The following is a 24,889-nucleotide window of genomic DNA, read 5'->3' as shown; positions in this document are numbered from 1 at the left end:
ATGCCGGATTCGACCTAGAACCTACTCGCGGATGCACCGGCGAAGAACGGCATGACGTGACGAGGAGGCGACGTGAAGAAGAACAGGGCACTCTGGCGACGCACGGGCGCGATCGCGGCGATCGGCGTGGCCGTCGTCGCGATCTGGCGATACGAAGCGGCGACACCGGCGCAAGCCGCGTCGTCCGGCACGCCGGTCGCGACGGCGGGCACACGGTCCGGCGCGGCCGATACGTTCGGCACCGGCACCGGCGCCGCGACACCGGGCCCCGAGGAGCGGCGGCTCGATGTCGACGCGCTGCGCCGCAGCCTTGCCGGGCGCCCCGATGCGGACGCGGAAGTGAAGCGCATCGTCGCATTCGCGCGCTTCCGCGACGAGGTCGCCGCTTACGGCGATCGCCGCAACAGCCTGCCGCCAACCGAGCGCGACGCGCTCGCGCGCCGGATTCTCGACGAACTTCCCGACCACGTCGCGCGCAACGAGATCGTGCCCGTGCAGGCCGAAGCGCTGAGCGCGGCGCTGCTGACCGACACCGAGGCCGACCCCGCGACGCGCAGTGCGGCGATCCGGTCGATGCGCGCGCAATGGGACACCTATGCGCAGCGGACGGTCGGCCCGTCGCCGGCGCAGGACCCGAGCTATCTCTCGTACGAACAGCAGAGCCGCGACGTCGTCCGGCAGGTTCAGGCGAGCATTCCCGATCCCGACCAGCAGCAAGCCGTCATCGCGCAACGCCTGCAGGCGCTGCGCGTCCAGCTGTTCGACGGCGCTTCACCGTGCGGCGTGCACTGAGCGCCGAATCCGCGCGGCCGGGGCGGCGCCCGGCGGCCGCGTCATGTCCATCGACAAGGAGGGGAGATGTCCACAGCACGATGCCTGCTGCGCGCGGCCGTTGCCGCGCTGCTCGGTTGCGCGGCACTGAACGGTCACGCGGCCGATACGACGATGCCGGATCCGTCGGTTCCTTATTATTCGTGGTACGAAGTGACGTTGCCGGAGAGCACCGGTGCATCGTGCGGCAACGGCACGCCGATGCGCTTCTACATCAATCGCGCGCAGTCGGACAACCTGCTGTACATGATGGAGCCGGGCGGCGCGTGCTGGGACTACGGCACCTGCACGCAGACGTCGACCGGTGCCGAGGCCGGCCTCGGCGGCTTCAATCCGGACGGCATCCCGCACAACTACATGAACGGCACCGCGAACGAGAGCCTGCTGTCGTCGTTCCTGTCGCCGCTGCTGACGCGCATGGATCTCGCGCACATTCTCGTCGGCGAGCCGAAGGTCGAAACGCAGCAATGGACACAGGTTTTCGTGCCCTATTGCACCGGAGATATCCACATGGGCAGCGCGGTGCGCAACTACACGTCGCCGTCCGGCGACTGGCGCCTGCAGCACTACAGCGGGCTGAAGAACATCCAGGCCGTCGCGCAGTGGCTGACGTCGCACGGCTTCGGCAAGCCGAACCGGCTGCTCGTGTACGGGATGAGCGCGGGCGGCTACGGCACGCTCGCGAACTACGCGACGCTGCGCAACACGCTGCAGCCGCAGGCGCACAGTTCGCTGCTCGACGACGCCGGCACGGTGTTCAACACGCCGTTCGATGCGGACGCGGCCACGCATCCGTCGGTCGGCCTGTACGACCGCGTGCGCACCGAGTGGGGGATGACGGGCCCCGACGGGATGATCACCGTGAACAGCCGCCTGACCAGCCGGTTCGACCCCGGCAACATGGGGAGCGCGTACGCGGCGCTGTCGGCGACCTTTCCGCATGATCGCTTCGGTTTTTCCAGCTACCAGCGCGACAAGATCATCGCCGCGTATCACTATCGCGCGTTCGTGCCGGCCGTGATCGCGGCGCCGGACGACGCGACGAAGGATGCGCTGTCGCTCGCGATGTTCGGGAAGGAGCTGGACGGGCTGAAGCAGACGCTGAACCCGCTGCCGAACTTCGGCTATTTCATGCCGTGGGCGCGCAACGACTTCATCGCCAACCATCAGGTGACGGCGGTCAGCTTCACCGGGTCGGGGATCCACGAGAACGGCACCGACGCGGATATCGGCACGTTCGTCGACAACCTGCTGAACCAGCAGGACCCGGCCGAGACGCCGGTGATGAAGGCGTTCCGCACGCAGCAGTGGTCGGATTTCACGTTCTCGACGTTTCTCGCGTGGATCGACAGCGTGTTCAACCTGACCGGCGAAGCGGGGCCGATCTCGGGGCACCGGGCGTGAACGGGTGACGGAGGCGCGGCGCGGCGCGGTGCGCTGCACTGCGCCGACGTTGCGCCGGGCGTGCGCGTTCAGTACGAATCGTCGTCGAAGCGGGACGATGCCGGCCGGCGCTTCATCTCCTTCAGCCATTCCCTGACGTTGTCCGGGTCGTCGAATTCGCGCACCGCGATGGCCAGATCCTGGTTGCTGCGCTGCATGCCGGCAATGTCGCGCGTCAGTATCCGCATGACCGTATCGGGCGCGATCTTGACGGACGATGCGATGCCGTAGGTTCGGCGGAAGTGGGTTTCGACGTGCCGGATCTCCTGGTCCAGCTCGCGCACCTGTTCCTCCAGGATGCCGTTGTAGCGCATCAGCCGGTCTTCGCCGAGGCCGTCGATCGCGCGACGGTCGATCTGCTCGATCTCCAGCTGCAGTTCCAGCAGCTGCAGCAGGTTGCCTTTCGCATACGCGTGGTTGACCCGCTGCATCAGCACGGTCTTGCGTTCCTGTTCCTTCGGATCGGTTTCGCGATCGGGATGCAGCACGCTCGCGAGCTTGCGATAAACGTCGCGGATCGACTTGCTCGATTCGGCCTGCTCGGCTTCGCGCCTCGCTTGCGCCGCCGATTGCCGGGGCGCTTTCTTGCGCTTCGCGCGCTGCGCCTCGCGGGCCTCGTGCTCGGCCATGTCGCGCCTGAACTGTTCGTCCAGCTCGGCTTGCATGCGCTCGGCGAGTTCGTCGGGCGACAGCGTGTCGAGATCGTTTTCCGGCGCGGGGGCGGGCGCAGGCTCCGGTGCCTGCTTCGGCCGTGCGCGATCGGCTGCCGTACGGTCGTCGTCGCCGGATGCGCGGTGCCGGTTGTAGATGATCTTCAACTGCGCGTCGTCGCTGACGTCGAGCAGGTCGCGCGCCATGTTCGCGATCACGTCGGACAGCGTGCGCTGCTCGGCCTTGCTCAAGCCCTTTTGCAGGAACGCGTCGTCGAGCCGGTTGAGCAGGCTGATCCGCAACGCCGTCGCCGCCTGCTCGAGCGGCAGCAGCCCGTCGACGAATTTCTTGTGGAAGGCCGGCGTCACGGCGTCCCATGCGCCGAGGCGTTCGCGCCGTGTTTCGATCTGCTGGACGAGCGTATTGAACGTCTTATGGGCTTTCGACAGGCTGGCTGTCTCGTGGCCGGGCGCAATGACGACCGCGGCACCGCGTCGTGCGGTCATGATGAATGTCCTCCGGCCGCGGCAGGACGCGCAGCAGGCCGGTATTCTAGCCGGATGTGCGGCCGGCGGCGCGCAACGGCCTGCTTCGCCGGCGCTTCCGGCTGCGCGTTACGGCCGCGGCGCCGCGACCGCCGGTGCGCCCGCATCCGTGCCCGGCGTGCCGCCCGGCCCATAGGCGGCAGCGGCGTTGTTGCGTGCCGCGAGACGCTTGGCGGTCAGGCGCTCCTGCGCGGCGACGATGTCGCCCGGATAGTTGTCCCCGTTGCTGGCGACCGGGTCGTAGCCGACGGCTTCGAGGTCGAACAGTTCCTGGCGTACCTGCGCACGCGTGAGCGTCGAGTGCGACGACTGCGCGTACGACACGGCCGGCGCGGCGAGCAGGGCAGTCGCGGCAGCGGTGGCGACGACGACGGTGGCGATGATCGATTTCATGATTTCCTCAGACGGTTGCGTGGCGGTTCAGCGAACCGACGAAGCAAGTTTAGGAATCCGTGCCGGCCGGATAAATGCCGATTCCGGGTGAACTGTGTTTCCGGAATGCGCCACAGTGGGCGACAGGCGTGCCATGCCGCGGTGCCGCCACGTCGTCAATCGCCGAACAACTGCCCCTGCCCGGAGATCACGCGTTCGAAATCGTCGCGCAGGAACGGCAGGATCGCGTCGGCCACGGGCTGCAACTGGCGGCTCAGGTAGAACGCGTAGTCGATCGGCGAGCGCATCGTCTCGAGCGGCTCGGGGCCGGCCGTCGTCATCACGTAGCTGATCCAGCCGCCGCGCTGATATTGCAACGGCCGGCCCTGCGCGTGGTTGAACTCGTCGGCGATCCGCGCCGCGCGCACGTGCGGCGGCACGTTGCGCTCGTATTCGCGCAGCGGCCGGCGCACGCGCTTGCGGTAGACGAGCTGGTCGTCGAATTCGCCGGCCAGCGTGCGCTGCACGTAGTCGCGAATGAAATCCTGGTAGGGCTCGCGGCTGAACACGCGTCGATACAGCTCGCGCTGGAACTGCTGCGCGAGCGGCGTCCAGTCGGTGCGCACCGTTTCGAGCCCCTTGAACACGAGATCCTCGCCGCCGTCGGCCGCCGCGGCGAGGCCCGCGTAACGCTTCTTGCTGCCTTCTTCCGCACCGCGCACGGTCGGCATCAGGAAGCGGCGGTAGTGCCGCTCGTACTGCAGCTCCAGCGCGCTCTCGAGCCCGAAGTGGTCGCGCAGGTGCGCGTGCCACCAGCGGTTCACGTGTTCGACGAGCGCGCGGCCCTTGGCGCCGGCTTCATCGTCGTCGTGCGCACGGCCGAGCCACACGAACGTCGAATCGGTATCGCCATAGATCACTTCGTAGCCCTGCGCTTCGATCAGCTCGCGCGTGCGGTGCATGATCTCGTGCCCGCGCATCGTGATCGACGACGCGAGGCGCGGGTCGAAGAAGCGGCAGCCCGTCGAGCCGAGCACGCCGTAGAACGAATTCATGATGATCTTCAGCGCCTGCGACAGCGGCGCGTTGCGCTGCCGCTTCGCATCGTCGCGGCCTTCCCACACGCGGCGCACGATATCGGGCAGGCAGTGTGCGGTACGCGAGAAGCGCGCGCCGAGAAAGCCGGGCACCGATGCGTCGTCGCCGGGATTCGCGAGCCCTTCGATCAGCCCGACCGGATCGATCAGGAACGTGCGGATGATCGACGGATAGAGGCTCTTGTAGTCGAACACGAGCACCGAGTCGTACAGCCCGGGGCGCGAATCCATCACGAAGCCGCCGGGGCTGTTTTGCCCCGTCACGTCGCCGAGGTTCGGCGCGACGTAGCCGAGCCGGTGCATGCGGGGCAGGTACAGGTGCGTGAAGGCCGCGACCGACCCGCCGGTGCGATCGGCCGCGAGGCCCGTCACGCTCGCGCGTTCGAGCGCGAAGGACAGCAGGTCCGCCTTGTCGAAGATGCGCGTGACGAGCTCGCAGTCCTTCAGGTTGTAGCGCGCGAGCGCCGGCTTGTCGTGATCGAAGCGGCGCTGGATCTCGTCCATCCGCTGGTACGGATTGTCGATCGACTTGCCTTCGCCGAGCAGTGCCTGCGACACGTATTCGAGGCTGAACGACGGGAACGTCCACGTCGCGGATTTCAGCATGTCGATGCCGTCGAGGATCAGCCGGCCGGCCGCGCCCGCGAAGAAGTGGTCGGGCTGCTGGCCGTGCGCGCGCCAGTCGAGCACGCTGCCGCCGCGCCCGAGCTTCAGCGGCACGCCGTACTGCTCCGAATGCGCATGCAGGATGCGCAGGTCGAACTGCACGAGGTTCCAGCCGATCACGGCATCGGGATCGTATGTCTCGAACCAGTCGTTGAGCCGCGTGAGTATCGCGGCGCGGCTGTCGCAATAGTCGAGGGCGAAGTCCCGCGTGCCCGCGTCGCTGCCTGCTTCGCTGCTTGCATCGCCGTTCGGCGGGCCGAGCATGTAGACCTGCCGCTGCCCGCAGCCTTCGAGCGCGATCGAATACAGTTCGCCGTGGACGCTGGTTTCGATGTCGAGCGACACGCAGCGCAGGGCCGGACGATAGCCGGTCGCGGATTTCAGCTCGGTGCCGGTCAGCGTGCCGTCGCGGCCGGCCCGGCCGCGAAACTGCACGCATGCCGTGATGAAGCGTTCCATCGCGTAGCGGTCGGGCGGTTGCACGTCGGCTTCGTAGACGTCGACGCCCGCTGCGGCGAGGCGCTTTTGCAGCCCGGACAGATGGCGATAGCGCTTGCAATAGAGGCCGACGACGGGGCGCTGCCGGAAATCGCGCAGCGCGAGCGGGCGCAACTCGGCGTCGTGCTCGCCCGCCAGCGCGCGTTCGGCGAGCGCCTGCTGTTCGGCGGGGATGAACGCGACGGCTTCCTGCGGGCGCAGGCGCACGCGGCGCGGACCGTGTTCGGTTGCCAGCCAGAACTCGATCTCGATGCCGGATGCGGTGTCCCGCCAGTGGCGGGTGAGGATGAAACCCTGCTCGAACGCCGTCAAAACGCTTGCTCGTCGTGAATGCCCAGGCGGCGGATTTTAGCGCTTGAATGGCGGCCGTGCCGACGGGGGCGCGCGTGGCAACAGGTGGCAGGAAGCCGGCGCGCGACGGAAAGAAGGCGACTACTCGCGCCGCAGCGTTTCGAGCAAGGTGGTTGGCGGTCGCTGGCACGCGCCGTAGCCATTGGACTGCAGCTTGGGCATCATGCCGACGACGAAGTCGATGAACGTTCTCACCTTGGCCGGAACGTGGTTCCGGCTGGGGTAGTAGACATAAAGCGGGAACGTCTCGTCGCACCAGTCCGTCAGCACCGGCTCCAGTGTGCCGGCACGCAGGTGCATGTCGATTCCGAGGTCGATCACCTGGGCGATCCCGAAGCCTGCAACGCAGGCGCCGATCTTGGTGCCCGCATCCGTGACGGTCAGGCTGCCGGTTACGGCCACTTTGATTTTTTCGCCGTCACGCCAGAACTCCCAGTCGAAGGGGCGGCCGGTAGCCGGGTCGATGGCCAGGATGCATTCGTGGCCGTCGTCGACCAGATCCTGCGGCGACCTCGGCCGGCCGCGTCGCTCCAGGTAGGACGGCGCGGCCACCGTCAGCACCCGCGGGCTGTACAGCCTTCGACAGACCAAGGTGGAAACGGATGGGGGGCCGAAGCGGATGGCGAGATCGAAGCCGTCGCTGACGAGGTCCGAGAGGTCGTTCCGGGTCTCCAGCTTCAGGTGCAGAGCGGGGTGTTCCTTCATGAACCGGGCCAGCTCCGGCGCGAGCACAAGGCGGGCGAATGCGGCATCGCACGCCACACGGAGCGTGCCGCTGGCGACCGAGGCCTGGCCGGACGTGCCGGCGGTCGCCTCCTCGATCCCCTGCAGTAACGGCAGCACCTTCGACAACAGGTCGTGGCCCGCGTCCGTCACTTCGACGTGCCGGCTGGTGCGATGCACGAGCTTCGCGCGCAGGCGATCCTCCAGCCGCTGGATCGCGCGACTGACCGCGGGCTGAGTCTTACCCAGGCGGGAGGCCGCTCGACCGAAGCTCCCGGATTCGGCCAGGGCCGCAAGGACAAGCAAGCCGCTTACCAGTCCTCCGTCGAGGTCTTCCATGATCCATGTGTTCCTGTAATGGCAGCGATAACCGGGTCGCCGTAGCCGAGGGCGGGGGCGATCGCTCACTATACGAGCGGTTCACTATCGAGGAAAGCCAGCCATGACCCAGACCCAGGCCGTAGTCGCGTTGATCGACGACTACTTCAATTTGGCTTATGAGCCGAAGAGCCGCGACTTCGACAAGGTTTTTCACCCGAGCTGCGTGATTCAGTGGCTCGATGAAGGCCGGTTTCGCACGCTGGCGTCGCACGAGTATGCGGCGCTCATCAACGGGAGGCCGAGTCCGCGATCGACCGGCGCGCCCAGGGACGAGGCGATCCTCTCGATGGCGCATGTGTCGGATGGCCTTTCAACGGCGACGGTGCGGGTGCGGATCGGCAACCGGTTGTTCAACGATCACTTCGTCATGCACAAGGTGGATGGCAGCTGGTTGATCGCAACCAAGGCGTCCGCCGTGGTGCGTACGTTCGACTGAAGCGCCGCGCGGCAGATGCGCATCGGGTTCCCGGGTTTTTTGCGCCGACGAAATGCGGTGTCGCGGCATCGACGGGGTGAATCCATATGGGACCCTGCTCGAACGTTGTCGAGACGCCCGCTCGTCGTGGATGCCCGGGCGGCCGATTTCATCGCTTGGGCGGGGCAGTGCCGAGACGGGGTGCGCGATACCGTTCCGGCATCCGGGCCGATGATCGTAAGATTCGGGCTCGATTGAACCCATCAAGGATCATTGAATGAAACTCGCGATTGATCGCGTCGCACGTGTTGCCGGCTGCGTCGTCGTTGCGGCCTGCCTGTGTGGAAGCGGGCGGGCGATATGCGCTTCCCCGAAAGTGAAGGCATTGCCGGCGACCACGGAAGCCAACTGGATACAGGCGGTCAGGCAGCATCGGACAAAAGATGGCGCAACGGTTGCCGAAGTGCTGGCCTATGCGGAAAAAATGAGGCCGCGCATCTTCAAGGCCGGACGATTCGAAGTGGGTTACAACGGCGCGACCGGCGTCGCCGGCTCGGTTTCGATCGGCTACTGGATCGGAACGAAGCGCGCGCCGGACGATGCGTTCGTCGATCTCGGATATTCGATGTCGCCTGACGGCCGCGTGATGCCTGTCTCGCCGGACGCGCACACGGCCACGGCATTGGAGAACGGACGGAAGGCGTTTCTGCGTGCCGTCGACGACGCCTATCGGGACACATGCCTGTCCGATCCCGATCATCCACCGGCATGCTGACGAATCCGGCCCGATTGACGTCACGGAATCATCATTCGTAGAATCGCCGGTCAAGAACAACATCATTCTGAGAGAGGCGCCATGAATGCGCACCGCATGATGGAAGCAATTGCGGAACGGCCGGCTCGGCAAGCATTGCTTGTCGCGTTCCATTCCCGGCTTGGCAATCGTGCTCCGATTCCCCACCGCAGGGCCGGGCAGCCCTGCATCGGTCGCGATGACGTGCCGACACATCGCGCAAGCTGCGTGGGAGCGCATGACGCATGCCGACCTGACTTCGCCTGCCTCGTTTCCAGTCGCCGCTGGTGAAAGCCTCCATGCCGCAGTCGACCGGCCTGTCGCTCGACCTGAGCGAAGGCAATCGACCGCAGAACCGCACGCATCCACTGATCCCGCTTGCATTCGACTCGCTGTCGCTCGTCCTCGGGCTGCCGGGGCGGGCCCTTCTCCGCGACACGCTCGAGGGTCTTGGCCGGACAGCCGGTGCGCCGGAAACGGTCGCAACCGGTGTGTCGCCCCGGTCGGGGCCGTGGGTCGCTGCCCGGAAGCACCGCACGAAACGCACACGCGCATTTTCCCGGCGGATGCCCGGCCGTCCTGTTGCTGCGGGGATGGCGCGGCTGTTCGGTTTGCCTGGAAGTGCGGCGCCGCACGCATTGCCGATGAACCCATTTACCCCGGACTCCCCATGAACGCCTCCTCCCGGCAAATTTCTTTACCCGGTATCGCCGCGCTCTTCGCGGCGGTCATTACCACGGCGCAATTTCTGATCGGCCTCTACGTGTGGTCGACGAAGTCTTCGCCGTCCGTGAATATGCTGGCCGTGCAACTGTCCACTTTCATCGGGAGCCTGGTGTTTCGAAGCGGCCTGGTGTTCCTGATCGTCCGCTGGCACGGAGAGTATCGGGACCAGCTTGCATTCCGTCGCCCCGCGTTGCCGCTGACGGCCTTTGCGTTGTGCCTGCTGGTCTGGCAGGCCGCGCAGGTACTGGTATTCCAGGCGCTCGTGGGCATGTTGCGCGGCGGTTCCCTCAGCCTGACGCACATCGTGACGCTCATCGCGCCGGTGAATGCCGTCCTCTATGCGCTCGTCGCCTGGCTTGCGTGGTGGTTCGTCACCCACCTGTTTCGCAACGACGCGTTGCAAGGGGCGCCGCGCGGCAATGCGCGGCGGCGCATTGCGGGTCTCGCGGCCTGGTTGTTTGCCAGCGTATTGCTGCTCTTCATGACGCAGGCCGTGATGATCCTGCTCGACTATTTCGACGACGATCTCAAGCTCGTGATGCTGAACTACGTCGGGGGGATCGTCGTTCCCGCCGCGATCGTCTTCGCAGGCGCGATGCTCGGCCTGCCTCGCGATCTCGGTCGACTTCACGTCCGGCGTCTGCTGGGGGCGTCGCTTGCGTCGATGGCATCGGTCCTGCTGCTGGCTTATGCGGTGCTGCGCCTCGTGGGCGACGTGCTCGGAATAGCCAGCCTGATGTCCGGCATCATGCCGGTCGTCGTTCTCGCCGCAACCGGCGCGGCCTACTGGGTGTGGTTCCGCGTGTTCTATGCCGCTGCGCGTGGCGAGACCGCTGGACCGTCGCAAGGCATGCCGACGTCGTGAAACCCGCAAGCGGATATGGCGTGATCCGCGTGCACGACAAGACGACCCGCGGCGATTCGGCAGCGTGCGCATCGGCGCACGCACCGGCGCCCTACACCCACGCGACATCCTGCTTCAAGTGCTCTGCCCGTTGCGGCCGCTGATACAGATATCCCTGCGCATACTGAATCCCGACCGTTTGCAGCGCGCGATGCTGCGCTTCCGTTTCCACGCCCTCCGCGATGATCTTCAGGTCGTAGTGATGCGCGACGGACGCGATTCCCTCGATCAATCCCGCGCTGCCGCCGTTCAGTTGCGAGACGAACTGGCGATCGATCTTCACGTAGTCGAACGGAAAACGCGACAGCATGTCGAGATTGCTGTGATGCGTGCCGAAATCGTCGATCGCGAATTTCGCGCCTTTCGCTCTCAGCGCATGGAAGATCGCGGTGGTCCGCGCGTTCTTCTCGAGCAGGATGCGCTCGGTGACTTCGAGCACCAGCGTAAAGCCGGGCGGCAGTGCGCGAATCGCATTCTCGACGATGGACACGAACCGCGTGCGCTCGAGATCCTTCGGCGCGATGTTGACGGCGATGCGCAGCGGCATTGACGGCGTCAGTGCGGAGAGTTCCGACACGGCGGTCCGCAGCACGAATTCGGTCACTTTCGGCAGCACCGCGCTCGATTCGACCTGCGGGATGAACACCGCCGGGCTGATGGCCCCCCACTTCGGATGCTGCCAGCGCAGCAGCGCCTCGACGCCGACGGTCCTGCGCGTCCCGACCTCGACGATCGGCTGGTACACGACATGGAGTTCGTCGCGCCTGAGCGCGTTGCGCACGGCCTTCAGCAGCAGCCGGCGCGGTGCCATCGCCAGCAGGTAGGCCGCCATCACAAGGCCATCCGCCAGCAGCACGATCGTGATGCCGATCAGCCGATAGTGGTGCCGAACCTGCGACGCGTAGTGAGGGGATGCCGCAACCGACACCGTGAACGGCCAGCGGGGCGACACGATCGTGCTGCCGCCTGCGGGTTCCGCGGCCGATTCCGGCGCAAACTTCCCGTACTGATCGAGATGGCCCGAACCCGCGATCGACAGCGTCGCGGTTTCCGTCCCGTAGCGGGCACCGTGCGCGAGTGCGTCGGCCACGTAGTCGCCTTCGACCAGGTAGAGCACGCCCGCGCCGGGCGCGGTGGCGTAAAACACGGGCAGCACCGGGATGCCCTGCTGGAACGGCGTCTGGCGCAGCAGCGTGACGAGCGTCGAACCCGGCTCCGGCTCGTGCGTATACGCGCCCAGCGGCAAGTCGATTGCCCCCAGCGCCGACGAGCACATGACACGGCCGTCGTACACCAGCGCGACGGCGCGCAGGTAGCGCAGGCGCGTGCCTATCTCGGCGAGCGTCCGGAATACCGTCGCGCATGGCCGCCCGACGAGTGCGGTGAGTTCATCCACATGCCGCAGGCGCGCGCCGTCCAGGATGCGGTCGACCGATGCCACGATGTCGTTCGCCACGACGCGTTCATGTTCGATGACGGTATCGCGCGCATAGCGGTCGGCAAGCGCGATCGCGAATGCCGGCATGAGTACGCAAACGATAACGGCGACGAACAAGACGACCCGCGGCCAGGCGCCGCTGCGCTGGAAAACTGGTTTCGAGCCTGGCGTGAACGCCGACATTCCCGCGGTCGCCTTTGGTGTTGTGTGTTGGGAGAGGCAAGTCGAACCGGTCGATACATCGACGGCACGCCTGCGTCATGCGCGCCGCCATCTCGATGCGATCGATTCTACGGTCGCGACGGACATCCGTGACAGCCTCGTCGCAATTGGCCGTTCATTCCGAGGCTTGCCTCCATGAACATGCGCATCCGGCGCATATGAATTGGCGGAACGTACCGAAAAAATCCCCGGCCGCATGGTCTTGCGGCCGGGACGAAAAAACACCGTCTCTTGGCACGAGGATGGTGCGCGGCAAGTATAAGATGTGACGAGAGATTACGAAATATTGTTATTCAACAATTGGTGTAATTTTGTCATTGTGTCTCGACAGGAAACATTCTTTCGGGATGCTGTCTTTGCCGACCTGCCGACGGCCTGCGTTCGGTCGCCGCGCGATACGGTCGCACGTCTCGCCGGAGCTTCGGGATGGAAGAAAATACCGTGCCCACGGTCATCGTGATCGATGGTGCAGCCGCAGCCGACGGCGGTTCGCTGTGGATCCGGATCGACGTAAACGGGCAGGCCCGCAATTACGTGCTCGATCGCGCGCTCGCTTCGCGCGGCACGCCGCGCTACAACACCATCAGCGGCGCACAGGGTCCGCTTTCGAAAGGCGAACGAAAGGAAGTGCTTGCGCTGCTGCGCAGCATTGCCGACCCCGCGATGTGGGCCGACATGGTCGGTACGTTCACGCAGGTGCTGCAGGCGTCCGAAGATGAGTGAACGATGCGGTGCCCGCGCGTCGCGCGGGCCGCGTTCAGAAATCGTCGCGCATCTTGCGTAGCAGGTCACCGCCCGACTGATGCGTGTCCACGGCGGTGAGGACGTCAGTCAGGAACCACGGCAGGTTCAGTTGCGTATTGGAATCGCCGACGCATACGCGGATCGGCGGCGCCTTCGACGGCGAGCGCGCGTCGGGCGTGGCATTGCGGGACGGCACGCAGTTGTTCGCGTGCGCTTGAACGGGCGCCGGCCCGGCGCTGCCGGATGTTGCACCGGCGGCTGCCGGCAAGCTGACGGCGGCAAGCAGGGTCAGGACAGCGACAGCGGCAACGCGTTTCATGGGATTCTCCGGCGATGCTCGTTCGACCGCGCGGGCGGACGCGAGTTCGTCGGCGGCGCGGTTGCGCACCGCGCTCAGCCGCGCGCGACGCTCGCCGCCCGCGCCGGTTGCCGGCTGCGCCACTGCTGCGGCGATTCGCCGGCCCAGCGCCGAAAGGCGCGCGTAAATGCGCTGTGTTCCGAATACCCGAGCAGCCACGCGACTTCCGCGAGGGTCAGCCGTGGATCGTTCAGGTGGTCGATCGCGAGCCGCCGCCGCGTGTCCTCGCGCAGTGTCCGGAAGTTGAGCCCGAGTTCGGCAAGCCGCCGATGCAGCGTGCGCGACGACACATGCAGGTCCGACGCGATCTGTTCGATGCTCGCTTTGCCTTGCGTCAGCAGGCGCGCGACGGCTTCGCGCACCGACTGTTCGAGATCGTCCGTCTGCCGCAGCTCGGCCAGCAGCGCGCTTGCCTGGCGTTCCATCATCCGCAGCAGTGCGTCGTCCGGTTGGCGCAGCGGCTGTGTGAGCAGGTGCAGCGGGAACGCGAGGCGGTTCACCGGCTGGCCGAACCGCACCGGGCAGCCGAAATAATCGACGTAGGGCCGATCGTCGCCGGGCGACGGGTGCACGAAGCAGACTTCGTCGGGCCCGTCACGCGTGCCGGTGATGTTGCGTGCGAACTGGACGATGGCCGTGAGCGCGACTTCGTCGACGAGCGGGCCGAGCGGCTCGGGCGCATCGTGCCATTCGATCGCGACCGACGCCGCCTCGACGCGCACTTCCATGCGCGCGACGTTCGCGATCAGGTGCTCGTATTGCTGCCAGCGCGCGAGTGCGGCGCCGGCATCGCGGCACGCATGCAGCGCATAGCCGAGCGCGCCGAGATGGGCGGGCGTGATCCGCTGGCCGACGTGCAGGCCGAGCAGCGGATCGTCGAGCACGTGTACCGCGCATTCGAGCAGGCGCCGCCAGTGCGCGCTCGCGTACAGCGTGAGCCCGCGGTCGTCCTCGGGCGGCCGCGCCTCGCCCAGCACGCGCGCGGCATCCTTGCCCTGCTCGGACAGATAGTCGAACAGCAGCCGCACGTAGGTGCTCGAGTAGTAGACGCGCTGCGTCGAAAGCGGGGAGGCGGCGGGCATGGCGGAAAGTGTCAAGTAATCGTCGGCAAGTGTCAACGCGGAGCGGCCCGCGCGCGACCATACTGCCGGCCAGTTCCTGATCGAGGCATGCGAACATGCCGACCGAGTTGATGACGTGGCTCCATGCGTTCCTGGGTAACGACGTGGACTGGAAGCAGGTGTTGCTGATCGGCATGACGCCGGTCTTCCTGATCGCGTTCGCGATCGAATACGCGGTGATGACCGGGCGCGGGCGCCGTGAGCCGTTTCGCTGGAAGGAGATCGTCGCGAACCTGTCGCTCGGCGCCGGCTATCAGGTGGCCGAGACCGTGATGGGGCTCCTGTTCACCGGTGCGATCTTCGCGTGGGTCTACCGGCACCGGCTGTTCGACGTGCCGGTGAACGGCCTCACGATCGTGCCGATCTTCGTCGTCGTGGAATGCTGCTACTACTGGTTTCATCGCACGTCGCACCGCGTGCGCTGGTTCTGGGCCGCGCACGTGCCGCATCACAGCGGTGAAGTGATGAACTTCACGACAGCGATGCGGCAGTCGCTGCTGAACGCGTTCGTCGGCGTGTTCCTGTTCTACCTGCCGCCAGTCTGGCTCGGCATCCCGCCAGCGGTCGTGCTGTTCCTGCTCGCGGTCGATCTCGTGTACCAGTACTTCGTGCATACCGAAGCGATCGGGCGGCTGCCGCGCTGGTTCGAGTACGTGTTCGACACGCCGTCGAACCATCGCGCGCATCACGGCCGCAATCCGCGCTATATCGACAGGAACTACGGCGGCGTGCTGATCGTCTTCGATCGCCTGTTCGGCACCTATGTCGAGGAAACGGAGCCGGTCGACTACGGGATCACGCAGCAGATTCGTTCGTACAACTTCCTGGTGCTGAACCTGCACGAATTCGTCGACATGTGGCGTGACGTATTCGCGCCGGGGCCGATCCTGCAGCGGCTGAAGCATCTGTGGATGCCGCCCGAATGGGAGCGGCCGGGGCATCGGCCGATCCATACGTGGAGCGTCGAACGCAAGGGTGACGACGGACGGGAATGAGATTCGGGCCGGCGGGGCGATCCAAACGTTAAGAATAGTTTGGATCGCCGGTTGGATGCTTGCGATGTGCATGGCCCTCCTTTATTGTGCCGCCACGACGGCCCCGACACAGGGGCGTCGAGCCAGATCGCAAGGAGCATTCGTCATTACCGCATCGACTCGTCGCACACACGTGCGTGCATTTCTCGTGGCCTCGTTCGCCTATCTCAATCTTGCACATCCTGCGTCAGCGGTCTACACGGAGGCGTGGATGAGCGACGGCGACGTGAAGGAATACGCGCGGCAGGTCAAGCATCCGGCCGTGGCGGCGAGCAGTGCGACAGCCGCAAAGCCGGTTCGGCAGCCCGTTCGCTCGCGCGCGACCGGCCCGGTCGCCGCGCATGCCGACGCGAAGCCTGCCGCCAAGTCGCAGCCGGCTGCGGCCAAGGTGCGGAGGCCTCAGGAGGCGGGGCGTACCGACCCGAAACGGAAAACCGCCGCGAATCCGCAGCGCGTACGGGCGGTACGCACGGGTACGGTCGTGCGGCCTGAAGTGTCGAAGCATTGACGCCGCGCCGCGCGCCGCACTGCCGCGCGCTCGGTGATAATCGCAGCATTCGACGGTTACGGAGAACATCGTGTCGCTCATGGATCGCTTGTTGTCACGTGGCGTGCCGAACACCTCGTCGCGAAGGCAGGTGACTGTGCGCGTGTGGCTCGACGAACAGGGACGCGTGCGCGATCTGAAGGTCCGGCGCAGCTGCGGCGATTCCGCGCTCGACGAGAAAGCGCTCCACGCGATTGCCGTGATGCGCTTCCCCGCCGGTCACCTCGGCTCCGGCGGGAAATCCGCCAAGCGCTGGCACGATCTCAACTATCCGGTGGACTGACGGCGCGCCGCTGTCCGTCACGGATACCCGTAACACCGCTTCAACCCCACGTAGTCATAGAAGTGACTGCCCGGCGCGAGCTTCGCGCCATCGCACGCAGCCTGGAAATCCGTTTCGCGCTCGTTGTACAGCATCTTCACGATGAGCCGCGATCCGTTGCGATAGACATCCCACTGCATGTTCGCGGCCATCGGCGACACCTGATCGCCGCGCCACGGGTTGTTCGCGTACGTGTACGTCTGCGCTTGCGGCGTCGGCACGAACACGTTCTTCAGGTTCATGATCGACGCGAACGGAATCATGATCTCCGCATGCGTGAAGCGCAGCTTCGCGGCGCGGGTCAGGTCGCCGCGCGCGATCGCATCGACTTCGCCGAAGAAATCGTCCTGCAGCACCTTCGCCATCCGGTACGTGACGGGGTTCGCTTCCTGGATGCCGGGCCCCTTCTGGTAGTAGTCCTCGGCATCCTGCAGATACGCGAGATACTGCGCCTGCTCCGCGCCGATGTACTTCTCCATCGTGACGCCGCCCGTTTCCGCCGTCATCGCGGGCGCGACCTGCAACAGGTTGTACAGCACGTTCACCGCATCGACAGCCGTCGCGATCTTCGTCTTGCCGTCGCCCTTCAGCGTGTTGGTGAACTTGCCGTCCGACGACGTGAACGCATAGGTGCCCGTGTTCGCGAACGTGTAGCCGCTGGTGCCGAGCTTCGCGATGAATGCCTGCGACACGAGCGCGGACAGCACCGTTTGCGCGACGTCGGCCGCCTGCGGCGCGGCCTTGATCGCGTTGAGCTTCGCGGCTACCGCCGCGTCGTTCGCATAAGCCTGGTAGGCCTGGCTCGCCTGGTAGGTCGCGTAGTACGGATTGCCCGTATCGGTCACGAAGTCGGTGGCCGGCTTCAGCGAGTGGAAGTACAGCAGGAAACGGTTGGTGCCGGCCGGCTGCACGACCGGCGCGCTCGAGGGATAACCAGCCGGCGCGGCCGGCAGCGTGATCGCCGGGGCCAGTGCCGGTTGCGCGGCCACGAGCGACGAGGAGAAAAAGGTCGAACTGTCGACCGCGCGGTCCTGGCCCGAGTTGACGACGACGATCTGCCGGTTCCCGGCCGCGAACAGCGCGGGCAGCCGCTGCGCGAGGCGCGCGGCGAGTTGCTGGTGTTCACGGATGCCGGTTTGCGTGAGGTTGCCGTACCCGGGCGTGGAGATGCCCGCCACGCCATAGCCGAGCAGCGCATTGGCTTTCATCATCGCGTACGTATCGGCCTTGAGCTGTGCGCCGAGCGCGGTCAGGGCGCCGTCGGCTTCGGCCTTGACCAGCATCGCGTAGATCGCGCCGTCGTACTTGAAACCCGACAGCCCGCGCGAGCCGTGGCGCGCGACGAGTTCGGTGTAGACGGGCGCGTAGCCGGCGGGCGGTGCTTCGTACGTCGCGGCGTCCTGCTGCGGACGGTATGGCGTCTTCGTCTGGTAATAGGTCGCGGGTGCCGGCGTGGGCTGGGGTTGCGGTTGCGGTGCGGGCGTCGAGCCGCTGTTGTCGGCCGAGGCTGCGGGCGGTGTCGAATCGTCCCCGCCGCAAGCGGCGAGCAGCAGGCAGGTAACGGCGAGGGCGGCGGCGGTGCGGGTCGGGCGTGTCATCGTGGTGTGCAACGGGCGGGACGATGCGGTTTCGCGTCGTCCCGTTTCCGGGAGGGATGGGTCAAGCCCGGAAGTGTTGCAAGCGACTTTGACAGCAGAATGTCAGGATTCGGTCGGGCAATCGTCGGATGGCCGCCGGATCGAGGGTGGCCGGCCGCCGCCAGCCGGTGTGCGGGCGGTCAGTGCAGGCCGGCCGATGCGATCGAGCGCACGGTGTCGGTGATGTTCACGCAGCGCGACAGGCCGAAATGCTCGGCTTCCCGGCGCTCCGGTTCGCTGCTCGCGATCCCCACCGCGCGTTCGGGCGGTACGCCGAGTGCCTGCAGTGCGACGTCGAAAGGATGCTGGTTTGATCCGGAGTCCTGATGATTGGCATCCGTGACGACGACCGAGAAGCGGTCGAGGTTCGCGCGGCCGAACTGGCCTTCGAACATGTCGCTGAGCCGTGCGGCCGGCAGCGTCGTGACGAGACCGAGTCGATATCCTTCTTCCGATGCCCGGTCGAGCCACTGGATGATCGCGTCGCGTTGATGGCGCGATTCATGCGAATCCGGTGTTGCTTCGATTTGCGCGAATGCAGCGTCGAGACGGGTGACGATGGCTTCGATAACCACGGTGATTCCTCTTCAGAAACGTGATGATCCGTTCGCCGACGGGAATGCCACACACCTTAGCGTCGATCCTGAAAACGCGACCAATTAATATTTTTATCCAACCTATACGATTCGACTAATGAATCGGGGTGTCAGCCAGAACCGGCGCGGGATGCGTGTCGCGCGACATTTTTCGAGCGAAATGCATCGCATCGACTGTTTTCGATGTGATGCACCAAAGTCGCGCACGTTGTGGATGCAACCGTTATATGCATATAAAAAACGGCATATCGAGCGATGGCCGCCCCATATGCCGTTGTGCGATGCTGCGTGCGAGTCGTCGCTCAGTGCAGCTTGATCGACGGCTGGTTGCGGCTTTGCAGCCAGTGGCTGAGCGACTGGAACAGCGCACGCTTCACGCCGACCACGCTGAACAGGTGCTTGCGATACAGGAACTTGTACAGGCCGATCGCGGCGAGCCCGTCGACGATCAGCGAGCGCGAACGCACGCCGAGGTCGGCCTGGTACACGGCGCCAGCATGCCCGAGCGACACGACGGTGCCTGCATCACGGAACGTGAAGCCGGCCACCGGCTTGCCGGCGACGCGGCGCGCGAACGCGTTGACCAGATACACGGCCTGCTGGTACGCAACCTGCGCGCGCGGCGGCAGGAAGCCGCTAGCACCGGCCGTCGGGCACGCGGCGCAGTCGCCGAACGCATATACGTGCGGATCGTCGGGTGTCTGCAGCGTGTCGGTCACGATCACCTGGTTCGCGCGATTGAGCGCGATGTCGCCGATTTCGCGCAGCATCGCGGGGCCCGCCACGCCGGCCGCCCAGATCGTGATGTCGCTCGCGAGCCGTTCGCCCGTCGCGGTCGTCACCGCATCCGCGCCGACTTCCGCGACGCGGGTATCGGTCAGCACGTCCACGTTCAGTGCGCGAAGCTGCGCGTGCATCTTGCCGGACAGCCGCGCGTCGAGTGCCGGCAGGATGCGCGGGCCGCCTTCGATCAACCGGATGTGCACGTCGCGTGCGGATACCAGCGCCTTGAAGCGGTACGTCGTCAGCTGCTGGATCGCATGCCGCAATGCCGCGGCCAGCTCGACGCCCGTCGCACCCGCACCGATCATGTTGATGCAGATCGGCGCCGCCCGCCGCGCGGGCTGCTGCTCGGCCAGGTGATTCGCCTTCGTGCAGGCTGCGAGGAACTTCCGGCGGAAATCCTCGGCCTGGTCGAGGTTTTCGAGCGGCAGCGCATGGCGCGCGGCGCCCGGCACGTTGAAGAAGTTCGTCACGCTGCCGACGGCGAGCACGAGGTCGTCATAGTCGAGTTCGCGCTGCGGCAGGATTTCCGTGCCGTCCGCGTCCTGCACGGCCGCGATCGTTGCGGTGCGTGCCGCGCGGTCGACCCGCTGCAGCGCGCCCTGCACGAAACGGAAACCGTGGCGCTTTGCTTGCGCCGCATACTCGATCGTGTGCGATGCCGGGTCGCGATGGCCCGATGCGGCTTCGTGCAGCAGCGGCTTCCAGAAGTGCGTCGGGTAGCGGTCGACGAGCACGACTTCGGCTTGGCCGCGGCGTCCGACCGTATCGCCGAGACGCGTGGCGAGGTGCAGGCCGCCGGCGCCGCCGCCGACGATCACGATGCGCGGCAGGCGCGGTGCGCGGTCCGTTGCAAGGTTGGGCGTGGTGTTGTCCATGTGGGGCTCCCGCTGAATGACGATTCGGATGACATTGCTCAAGAACCGACGATATAGTTTCGAACCCACTCGAACAATTTAATGTTTATAAGCGACTCATATGTATTCACTTATAGGAAAGACCGCGACGTTCCGGCAGCTGAAGGCGCTGGACATGATTGCGCGGCTCGGCAGCGTGTCGCGGGCGGCCGAGGAGCTGAACCTGACGCAGCCGGCCGTGTCGCTGCAGGTTCGCCTGCTCGAGGAGGCGGTGGGCGCCGCTTTGCTGCAGCGGGTGGGGCGCGGGGTACAGCTGACCGCGGCCGGCGAGATCGTGTCGCGCTATGCGCGCGAGATCCTGCATCTGTGGAGCGAGGCCGGCGACGAAGTGGCCGCGCTGACCGGCGATCTCGGCGGCACGCTGCGAATCGGTGCGATCACGACGGCCGAGTACCTGATTCCGCCGCTGCTCGTGAAATTCACCGCGACGCGTCCGCATGTGAAGACTTATTTCAAGGTTGGAAATCGCGACGACATCATCCGCATGCTCGCCACGCATGAAATCGATCTCGCGGTGATGGGCAGCGCGCCGAAGGAGTTGCGTACGCATGCGGTGGAGTTCGCGAAGCATCCGATGGTGTTCGTCGCGGCGCCTGGCCATCCGCTGATGCAGCGCAAGCGCATCTCGCTGAAGGATCTCGAATCCGCGCACCTGCTCGTGCGCGAACGCGGCGCGGGCACGCGCTCGACCGTCGAGAACCTCTTCAAGACGGCCGGCCACCGCTTCCATATGGGCTCCGAACTGTCGAGCAACGAGGCGATCAAGCAGATGGCCGAAGCCGGGCTCGGTGTCGCGTTCCTGTCGTTGCACGCGTGTGCACTCGAACTGCGCACCGGGCTGCTCGGGCAACTGCCGTTCCCCGGCAACCCGATCGAACGCGAATGGTATGTGGTCACGCTCGCCGACCGGCGCATTTCGCAGGTCACGGGGCTGTTCCGCGATTTCCTGATCAAGCAGGGCGCGCCGGTGATCGACGGCGCGACGGTGGCACTGCACGAGCGGCGGCGCAAGTAGGTGGACGATGCCGGCCGTGCGGCCGGTCAGACGAGCCCGAAATCGTCGTTGCTGTCGGGGATCGACGCGAGCAGCCGTTCGAGCCGGTACCAGCCCACGATGCGCAGGCACCGGGCGGCTATCGTGGTGAGGTCGTTGCGGGAGCGGGGGCCGGACGAGGGGCGGGTGGCGGCGGGCGACGGCGCGGTGAGCGCGGCGCGTTGCGCAAGGCAGTGAGGCATGACGGTCTCCGTAGGTGTCGGATGGGGCCATCGTAAGCGGCACGGCGGCCGCCGGCGCACACGCAAGGATGGCCCCGAGCAGAAACGGATGATCTTTTTCTGCTCAGCCGGGGTGAGCCGCCGGCAGGCCCGGCAGGCAGGCCGAAAACGCGTCACAATGCGCGTTCGATATCCCCGTTCACCGGAGGAAGGCCATGAGCGATGCGATTCTCGCGGCGCCGACGGACAACGGCGTCCCGGTCAGCCTGCGCTCCAGCCGCGGGCTCGGCTGGCAGGGCTTTGGCGCGTCGCTGCTGGAAATCCGCGCGGGCACCTACCGGATTCCGGCGGCCGAGCATCACCGGATCGGCGTGCATATAGGCGGGCCTGTTCGCGCGGATTGCGTGTGCGACGGCGAACGCGTATCGCGCATTCAGGCGCATGGCGACGTCGATGTGATTCCGGCGGGCTTGCCCGGCCAGTGGACCGACAGCGCCGACTGCCGGATCCTGCACATCATGCTCAGCGACACGTTCGTGCGGCGCACCGTCGAGCAGCTCGAACTGAAGCCGTCGCAGGGGCAGATCCGCCGCCGGCTGCAGGTGCGCGACCCGCGCCTTCAGCACATCGCGTGGGCGATGGCGGCCGAACTCGAAGCGGACGACGCGTCGGATCCGCTCTATGCGGAAAGCCTGTGCACGGCGCTCGTCGCGCGGCTGGTCGACGGCCAGCCGGCGTTTCGCGAGCGCCGCCGCACGCTCGCGCCGAAGGCGGCCGCGCGCGTGATCGACTATGTCGAAGCGAATCTCGAGCGGCGCATGACGCTTGCCGAACTCGCGGCGCTCGTGTCGATCAGCGTCCCGCATTTCAAGGTGCTGTTCCGCGAAACGCTCGGGATGCCCGTGCACCAGTACGTCGTGCGGCGCCGGGTCGAGCGGGCGAAGGCGTTGCTGCTCGAAGGCCGGCTGAGTATCAGCCAGATCGCGCTCGAAGCCGGGTTTGCGCACCAGAGTCATATGGCGAACTGGATGAATCGCGTGGTGGGTGCGACGCCGACGGAGATTGCGCGATCGGGGGAGCGGGGTGGGTTGAGGTTGGCGTATGAGGGCGAGGAGGACGCGAAGCCCTCGCGTCGCTAGCCTCGGCAGCGTGACGGGTGGGCGGGGCGTAGCGCGATCCGTGCGCGGCCCCGCATCCCGTCATCCTTTCCTGCTGTATTCATCCCTCCCTGCGCGCCGTTCCCTCCGCCCAACCCGACAATCACCCCACCTTCATCCCCCCAGGAGCGAACCGTGTTCGTGATCTTCGGAGCATCAGGCAACGTCGGCCAGTCGACCGTGACGACCTTGCGCAACGCCGGCCATCCCGTGCGCGCGGTGTTGCGCGACGCACGCCATCGTGAACGCTTCGCGCAGCTTGGCTGCGATGTCGTGATCGCCGAGCTGACGGACGCGAACGCGGTCGCATCCGCGATCGACGGCGCACAGGCCGTACAGATACTGTGCCCGGTACCCGTCGCCGACTCCGATCCGGCCGCGACGATGGCGCGGACGATCGACGTCGCCACCGCCGCACTCGCCGCAAACCCGCCGCCTGCGCTACTCGCCCTGTCGGATTACGGCGCGGAGCGCGAAGGCAACACGGGCATCACGCGTCTGTTCCATTACCTCGAGGAGCGGCTGAGAACGATCCCGACGCAATTGACGCTGCTACGTTCGGCCGAGCATCTGCAGAACTGGGCGCGCGTGCTGCCGGTCGCGCTCGGCACCGGCGTGCTGCCGAGCTTTCACCATCCGGTCGGCAAGGTGTTCCCGACGGTCTGGGCGCCCGATGTGGGCGTCGTCGCGGCGCGTCTGCTGCTCGATGCACCCGAGGGCGGCAACGGACCGCGCATCGTCAGCGTCGAAGGGCCGCAGCGGGTGAGCGTGACGACGATTGCGGATACGCTCGGCGCGGCGGCCGGCCGTGCCATCGTCGCGCATGAACTGCCGCGCGACACCTGGGCCGCGACGCTGCTGCGCGCGGGCCTCAGCGAACGCCATGCACAGTTGATCGTCGATCTCTACGACGTGCACAACGCCGGACAGATCGACGTCGAGGAGGGCGTGTCGGAGCGGCTTTACGGCACGACGGCGCCGGCCGATGCACTCGCGCAGCTGTTGCGCCAGCACGCGCGCTGATCGACGCGGCGGCGAGCGTTGCGCGTGTTGCGCATCACACCTGTCGCCGCACCTTGTTCAGTACCGCATACGAAAGCGACCCGATCACGATCCCCCAGAACGCGGAACCGAGCCCGAGCCACGTCATGCCCGACGCGGTCGCGAGGAACGTGATCACCGACGCCTCGCGGTGATTCTCGTCCTCGAAGATCCCGTGCACGTTCGCGCCGATCGCGCCGATCAGCGCGAGCCCCGCGAGGATCGCGACGAACGCCTTCGGCAGCGCGAAGAACACCGTGACGATCGTGCCCGCGAAGAGCCCGCCGACCAGGTAGAACGCACCGTTCGCGAGCCCGGCGACGTAGCGCCGGCCCGCATCCTCGTGCGCGTCCTTGCCGGTGCACAGCGCCGCGGTGATCGCCGCGACGACGATCGTGATTCCGCCGAAGCACGCGACCACGAGCGACATCACGCTGGTCGCCGTGATGATCGGGCGCGCGGGCGTGTGATAGCCGGACACGCGCAGGATCGTCATGCCCGGCAGGAACTGGCCGGTGAGGCTGACGACGACGAGCGGCAGCGCGAGGCTGAGCGTCGTGCCGAGCGTCCATTCGGGCGCGATGAAGATCGGGTGCGCGATGCTCGGCGACACGTTGCCGAGATGCGTCATCCCGAGCGCCGTCGCGAGCGCGGCGCCCGTCAGCAGCACGAGCACGATGCTGTAGCGCGGCAGCAGGCGCTTGAAGATCACGTAGGCCGCGATCATCCCGAATGCGAGCGCGGGCTGCTCCGATGCGGCGGCGAACGCGTGCGTGCCGAACGGCAGCAGGATGCCGGCCATCATCCCGCACGCGATGCCGCGCGGAATGTGACGCACGAGCCGGTCGAAATAGCCGGTTACGCCGATCAGCAGGATGATCAGCGCGGCCGTGATGTAGGCGCCGACGGCCTGGTCGAGCGTCAGTTGCGGAAACAGGCCGACGAGCAGCGCGGTGCCGGGTGCCGACCACGCGGTGACGACCGGCACCTTCAGCTTCCAGCTCGCGAACAGGCCCGAGATGCCCGCGCCGATCGAGATCGCCCAGACCCACGACGACACCATTTCATTGGACACGTGCGCGGCCTGCGACGCCTGGAAGAAGATCGCGAGCGGGCCCGCGTAGGAAATCAGGACCGCGAGAAAGCCCGCGGTGATCGCGGAAACGGACCAGTCGTTGCCGATCGCGCGGATTGCGCCGGGCGGGGTGTTCGATTGCATCGTCGTGGGGGCGTGCGGCGAGTGGCCGGGGGCAGAGCCGGGGCGAATGATTGTTGGAAGCCCCGGACGAGCCGCCATTCTGGACATTGGCGGCGCAATTGGCAATGCGCGGGCACGAGCGGTATCGTCGGCATTTCGTAAG

General features: G+C 66.5%; 26 protein-coding genes. 14 read left to right on the top strand and 12 right to left on the bottom strand.

Translation table 11 applies throughout. The features are described from left to right. Positions 1–72 precede the first annotated feature (72 nt). Positions 73–792 carry a phospholipase C accessory protein PlcR gene (gene plcR, locus ACTJLD_RS05290; RefSeq protein WP_440658213.1) on the top strand — a complete coding sequence of 240 codons (720 nt, stop codon included), beginning with the start codon at positions 73–75 and terminating at the stop codon, positions 790–792. Positions 793–858: 66 nt separating this feature from the next. Continuing rightward, positions 859–2,235 (top strand): pectin acetylesterase-family hydrolase, encoded by a 1,377-nt coding sequence (locus ACTJLD_RS05285; protein WP_027790043.1) that lies wholly within the window; start codon positions 859–861, stop codon positions 2,233–2,235. Positions 2,236–2,303: 68 nt separating this feature from the next. Here ACTJLD_RS05285 and ACTJLD_RS05280 read toward each other — a convergent pair whose 3' ends face one another. The 4 genes from ACTJLD_RS05280 to ACTJLD_RS05265 form a co-directional block, all read right to left on the bottom strand. After that, complete coding sequence (locus tag ACTJLD_RS05280; protein ID WP_440658212.1) at positions 2,304–3,431, bottom strand: J domain-containing protein; 1,128 nt, start codon at positions 3,429–3,431, stop codon at positions 2,304–2,306. A gap of 108 nt (positions 3,432–3,539) precedes the next feature. After that, entirely contained in the window at positions 3,540–3,863 is a 324-nt protein-coding gene (locus tag ACTJLD_RS05275; protein ID WP_027790041.1) for a DUF4148 domain-containing protein, read from the bottom strand. A gap of 155 nt (positions 3,864–4,018) precedes the next feature. Then, the gene (locus ACTJLD_RS05270) at positions 4,019–6,415 is read right to left on the bottom strand and encodes a DNA polymerase II (protein WP_440658210.1); all 2,397 of its coding nucleotides are present in this window, start codon (positions 6,413–6,415) and stop codon (positions 4,019–4,021) included. Positions 6,416–6,535: 120 nt separating this feature from the next. Beyond that, positions 6,536–7,516 (bottom strand): LysR family transcriptional regulator, encoded by a 981-nt coding sequence (locus ACTJLD_RS05265; protein ID WP_440658209.1) that lies wholly within the window; start codon positions 7,514–7,516, stop codon positions 6,536–6,538. Positions 7,517–7,619: 103 nt separating this feature from the next. Here ACTJLD_RS05265 and ACTJLD_RS05260 point away from each other — a divergent pair, with 103 nt between their 5' ends. From ACTJLD_RS05260 to ACTJLD_RS05245, 4 genes are all read left to right on the top strand, one after another. Beyond that, complete coding sequence (locus ACTJLD_RS05260) at positions 7,620–7,994, top strand: nuclear transport factor 2 family protein (protein WP_059489619.1); 375 nt, start codon at positions 7,620–7,622, stop codon at positions 7,992–7,994. Positions 7,995–8,250: 256 nt separating this feature from the next. Continuing rightward, a complete protein-coding gene (locus ACTJLD_RS05255) occupies positions 8,251–8,748 on the top strand; it encodes a hypothetical protein (RefSeq protein ID WP_124533708.1) in 498 nt (165 codons plus the stop codon). 317 nt (positions 8,749–9,065) lie between these two features. Further along, positions 9,066–9,440, top strand: coding sequence for a hypothetical protein (locus tag ACTJLD_RS05250; protein ID WP_440658207.1), 375 nt, complete (start codon positions 9,066–9,068; stop codon positions 9,438–9,440). Beyond that, a complete protein-coding gene (locus ACTJLD_RS05245) occupies positions 9,437–10,357 on the top strand; it encodes a hypothetical protein (protein WP_440658206.1) in 921 nt (306 codons plus the stop codon). The genes ACTJLD_RS05250 and ACTJLD_RS05245 overlap by 4 nt, the downstream gene beginning before the upstream one ends. Before the next feature lie 91 nt (positions 10,358–10,448). Here the strand turns inward: ACTJLD_RS05245 and ACTJLD_RS05240 are convergent, their stop codons facing one another. After that, positions 10,449–12,017, bottom strand: a complete 1,569-nt coding sequence (locus ACTJLD_RS05240) for an EAL domain-containing protein (protein WP_222213354.1) — start codon at positions 12,015–12,017, stop codon at positions 10,449–10,451. Between ACTJLD_RS05240 and ACTJLD_RS05235 the strand changes: the two genes are divergently transcribed. Continuing rightward, complete coding sequence (locus ACTJLD_RS05235; RefSeq protein ID WP_162269108.1) at positions 11,920–12,195, top strand: hypothetical protein; 276 nt, start codon at positions 11,920–11,922, stop codon at positions 12,193–12,195. The genes ACTJLD_RS05240 and ACTJLD_RS05235 overlap by 98 nt on opposite strands. A 287-nt stretch (positions 12,196–12,482) precedes the next feature. Next, positions 12,483–12,779, top strand: coding sequence for a hypothetical protein (locus tag ACTJLD_RS05230; protein WP_027790034.1), 297 nt, complete (start codon positions 12,483–12,485; stop codon positions 12,777–12,779). A gap of 34 nt (positions 12,780–12,813) precedes the next feature. On the opposite strand, the gene ACTJLD_RS05225 is transcribed toward ACTJLD_RS05230, so the two are convergent. Continuing rightward, entirely contained in the window at positions 12,814–13,119 is a 306-nt protein-coding gene (locus ACTJLD_RS05225; RefSeq protein ID WP_091924890.1) for a hypothetical protein, read from the bottom strand. A gap of 74 nt (positions 13,120–13,193) precedes the next feature. Continuing rightward, complete coding sequence (locus tag ACTJLD_RS05220) at positions 13,194–14,240, bottom strand: AraC family transcriptional regulator (RefSeq protein ID WP_124533712.1); 1,047 nt, start codon at positions 14,238–14,240, stop codon at positions 13,194–13,196. Between the two features lie 95 nt (positions 14,241–14,335). Here ACTJLD_RS05220 and ACTJLD_RS05215 point away from each other — a divergent pair, with 95 nt between their 5' ends. The 3 genes from ACTJLD_RS05215 (at position 14,336) to ACTJLD_RS05205 (ending at position 16,143) form a co-directional block, all read left to right on the top strand. Continuing rightward, positions 14,336–15,274, top strand: coding sequence for a sterol desaturase family protein (locus ACTJLD_RS05215; protein WP_124673158.1), 939 nt, complete (start codon positions 14,336–14,338; stop codon positions 15,272–15,274). 250 nt (positions 15,275–15,524) lie between these two features. Continuing rightward, positions 15,525–15,821 carry a transcriptional regulator gene (locus tag ACTJLD_RS05210; RefSeq protein WP_226128255.1) on the top strand — a complete coding sequence of 99 codons (297 nt, stop codon included), beginning with the start codon at positions 15,525–15,527 and terminating at the stop codon, positions 15,819–15,821. A gap of 79 nt (positions 15,822–15,900) precedes the next feature. Then, on the top strand, positions 15,901–16,143 hold the full coding sequence (locus ACTJLD_RS05205; RefSeq protein ID WP_059695169.1) for an energy transducer TonB family protein: 243 nt from the start codon (positions 15,901–15,903) through the stop codon (positions 16,141–16,143). Between the two features lie 17 nt (positions 16,144–16,160). Here the strand turns inward: ACTJLD_RS05205 and ACTJLD_RS05200 are convergent, their stop codons facing one another. From ACTJLD_RS05200 to ACTJLD_RS05190, 3 genes are all read right to left on the bottom strand, one after another. Continuing rightward, positions 16,161–17,780: a histidine-type phosphatase gene (locus ACTJLD_RS05200; protein ID WP_440658203.1), complete on the bottom strand. Its 1,620-nt coding sequence runs from the start codon at positions 17,778–17,780 to the stop codon at positions 16,161–16,163. 179 nt (positions 17,781–17,959) lie between these two features. Next, positions 17,960–18,394, bottom strand: a complete 435-nt coding sequence (locus tag ACTJLD_RS05195; RefSeq protein ID WP_440658202.1) for a phosphatase — start codon at positions 18,392–18,394, stop codon at positions 17,960–17,962. A 323-nt stretch (positions 18,395–18,717) separates the two neighbouring features. Beyond that, entirely contained in the window at positions 18,718–20,076 is a 1,359-nt protein-coding gene (locus ACTJLD_RS05190; protein ID WP_440658201.1) for an NAD(P)/FAD-dependent oxidoreductase, read from the bottom strand. A 100-nt stretch (positions 20,077–20,176) separates the two neighbouring features. Here ACTJLD_RS05190 and ACTJLD_RS05185 point away from each other — a divergent pair, with 100 nt between their 5' ends. Beyond that, entirely contained in the window at positions 20,177–21,130 is a 954-nt protein-coding gene (locus ACTJLD_RS05185; RefSeq protein ID WP_321846349.1) for a LysR family transcriptional regulator, read from the top strand. Positions 21,131–21,156: 26 nt separating this feature from the next. Here ACTJLD_RS05185 and ACTJLD_RS05180 read toward each other — a convergent pair whose 3' ends face one another. Further along, a complete protein-coding gene (locus ACTJLD_RS05180; protein WP_440658200.1) occupies positions 21,157–21,351 on the bottom strand; it encodes a hypothetical protein in 195 nt (64 codons plus the stop codon). Between the two features lie 194 nt (positions 21,352–21,545). On the opposite strand from ACTJLD_RS05180, the gene ACTJLD_RS05175 reads away from it, so the two are divergent. Further along, positions 21,546–22,469: an AraC family transcriptional regulator gene (locus ACTJLD_RS05175; protein ID WP_226153649.1), complete on the top strand. Its 924-nt coding sequence runs from the start codon at positions 21,546–21,548 to the stop codon at positions 22,467–22,469. A gap of 153 nt (positions 22,470–22,622) precedes the next feature. Further along, complete coding sequence (locus tag ACTJLD_RS05170; RefSeq protein ID WP_440658199.1) at positions 22,623–23,510, top strand: NmrA family NAD(P)-binding protein; 888 nt, start codon at positions 22,623–22,625, stop codon at positions 23,508–23,510. 34 nt (positions 23,511–23,544) lie between these two features. Here ACTJLD_RS05170 and ACTJLD_RS05165 read toward each other — a convergent pair whose 3' ends face one another. Next, on the bottom strand, positions 23,545–24,747 hold the full coding sequence (locus ACTJLD_RS05165; protein WP_440658197.1) for a benzoate/H(+) symporter BenE family transporter: 1,203 nt from the start codon (positions 24,745–24,747) through the stop codon (positions 23,545–23,547). Positions 24,748–24,889: the final 142 nt, after the last annotated feature.

It is taken from the genome of Burkholderia sp. 22088, from assembly GCF_052045915.1.
GTDB lineage: Bacteria > Pseudomonadota > Gammaproteobacteria > Burkholderiales > Burkholderiaceae > Burkholderia > Burkholderia cepacia.
The sequence above is the reverse complement of the archived record's forward strand: the minus strand, read 5'-3'. Positions and strand labels throughout refer to the sequence as shown.

What these genes read in the sequence shown, in the direction of transcription:
- ACTJLD_RS05285 (WP_027790043.1), top strand. Translation starts at nt 859, where the DNA reads ATGTCCACAGCACGATGCCTGCTGCGCGCGGCCGTTGCCGCGCTGCTC.
- ACTJLD_RS05280 (WP_440658212.1), bottom strand. Translation starts at nt 3,431, where the DNA reads ATGACCGCACGACGCGGTGCCGCGGTCGTCATTGCGCCCGGCCACGAG.
- ACTJLD_RS05275 (WP_027790041.1), bottom strand. Translation starts at nt 3,863, where the DNA reads ATGAAATCGATCATCGCCACCGTCGTCGTCGCCACCGCTGCCGCGACT.
- ACTJLD_RS05265 (WP_440658209.1), bottom strand. Translation starts at nt 7,516, where the DNA reads ATGGAAGACCTCGACGGAGGACTGGTAAGCGGCTTGCTTGTCCTTGCG.
- ACTJLD_RS05260 (WP_059489619.1), top strand. Translation starts at nt 7,620, where the DNA reads ATGACCCAGACCCAGGCCGTAGTCGCGTTGATCGACGACTACTTCAAT.
- ACTJLD_RS05255 (WP_124533708.1), top strand. Translation starts at nt 8,251, where the DNA reads ATGAAACTCGCGATTGATCGCGTCGCACGTGTTGCCGGCTGCGTCGTC.
- ACTJLD_RS05250 (WP_440658207.1), top strand. Translation starts at nt 9,066, where the DNA reads ATGCCGCAGTCGACCGGCCTGTCGCTCGACCTGAGCGAAGGCAATCGA.
- ACTJLD_RS05245 (WP_440658206.1), top strand. Translation starts at nt 9,437, where the DNA reads ATGAACGCCTCCTCCCGGCAAATTTCTTTACCCGGTATCGCCGCGCTC.
- ACTJLD_RS05235 (WP_162269108.1), top strand. Translation starts at nt 11,920, where the DNA reads ATGAGTACGCAAACGATAACGGCGACGAACAAGACGACCCGCGGCCAG.
- ACTJLD_RS05240 (WP_222213354.1), bottom strand. Translation starts at nt 12,017, where the DNA reads ATGTCGGCGTTCACGCCAGGCTCGAAACCAGTTTTCCAGCGCAGCGGC.
- ACTJLD_RS05230 (WP_027790034.1), top strand. Translation starts at nt 12,483, where the DNA reads ATGGAAGAAAATACCGTGCCCACGGTCATCGTGATCGATGGTGCAGCC.
- ACTJLD_RS05225 (WP_091924890.1), bottom strand. Translation starts at nt 13,119, where the DNA reads ATGAAACGCGTTGCCGCTGTCGCTGTCCTGACCCTGCTTGCCGCCGTC.
- ACTJLD_RS05220 (WP_124533712.1), bottom strand. Translation starts at nt 14,240, where the DNA reads ATGCCCGCCGCCTCCCCGCTTTCGACGCAGCGCGTCTACTACTCGAGC.
- ACTJLD_RS05215 (WP_124673158.1), top strand. Translation starts at nt 14,336, where the DNA reads ATGCCGACCGAGTTGATGACGTGGCTCCATGCGTTCCTGGGTAACGAC.
- ACTJLD_RS05210 (WP_226128255.1), top strand. Translation starts at nt 15,525, where the DNA reads ATGAGCGACGGCGACGTGAAGGAATACGCGCGGCAGGTCAAGCATCCG.
- ACTJLD_RS05205 (WP_059695169.1), top strand. Translation starts at nt 15,901, where the DNA reads ATGGATCGCTTGTTGTCACGTGGCGTGCCGAACACCTCGTCGCGAAGG.
- ACTJLD_RS05200 (WP_440658203.1), bottom strand. Translation starts at nt 17,780, where the DNA reads ATGACACGCCCGACCCGCACCGCCGCCGCCCTCGCCGTTACCTGCCTG.
- ACTJLD_RS05190 (WP_440658201.1), bottom strand. Translation starts at nt 20,076, where the DNA reads ATGGACAACACCACGCCCAACCTTGCAACGGACCGCGCACCGCGCCTG.
- ACTJLD_RS05185 (WP_321846349.1), top strand. Translation starts at nt 20,177, where the DNA reads ATGTATTCACTTATAGGAAAGACCGCGACGTTCCGGCAGCTGAAGGCG.
- ACTJLD_RS05180 (WP_440658200.1), bottom strand. Translation starts at nt 21,351, where the DNA reads ATGCCTCACTGCCTTGCGCAACGCGCCGCGCTCACCGCGCCGTCGCCC.
- ACTJLD_RS05175 (WP_226153649.1), top strand. Translation starts at nt 21,546, where the DNA reads ATGAGCGATGCGATTCTCGCGGCGCCGACGGACAACGGCGTCCCGGTC.
- ACTJLD_RS05165 (WP_440658197.1), bottom strand. Translation starts at nt 24,747, where the DNA reads ATGCAATCGAACACCCCGCCCGGCGCAATCCGCGCGATCGGCAACGAC.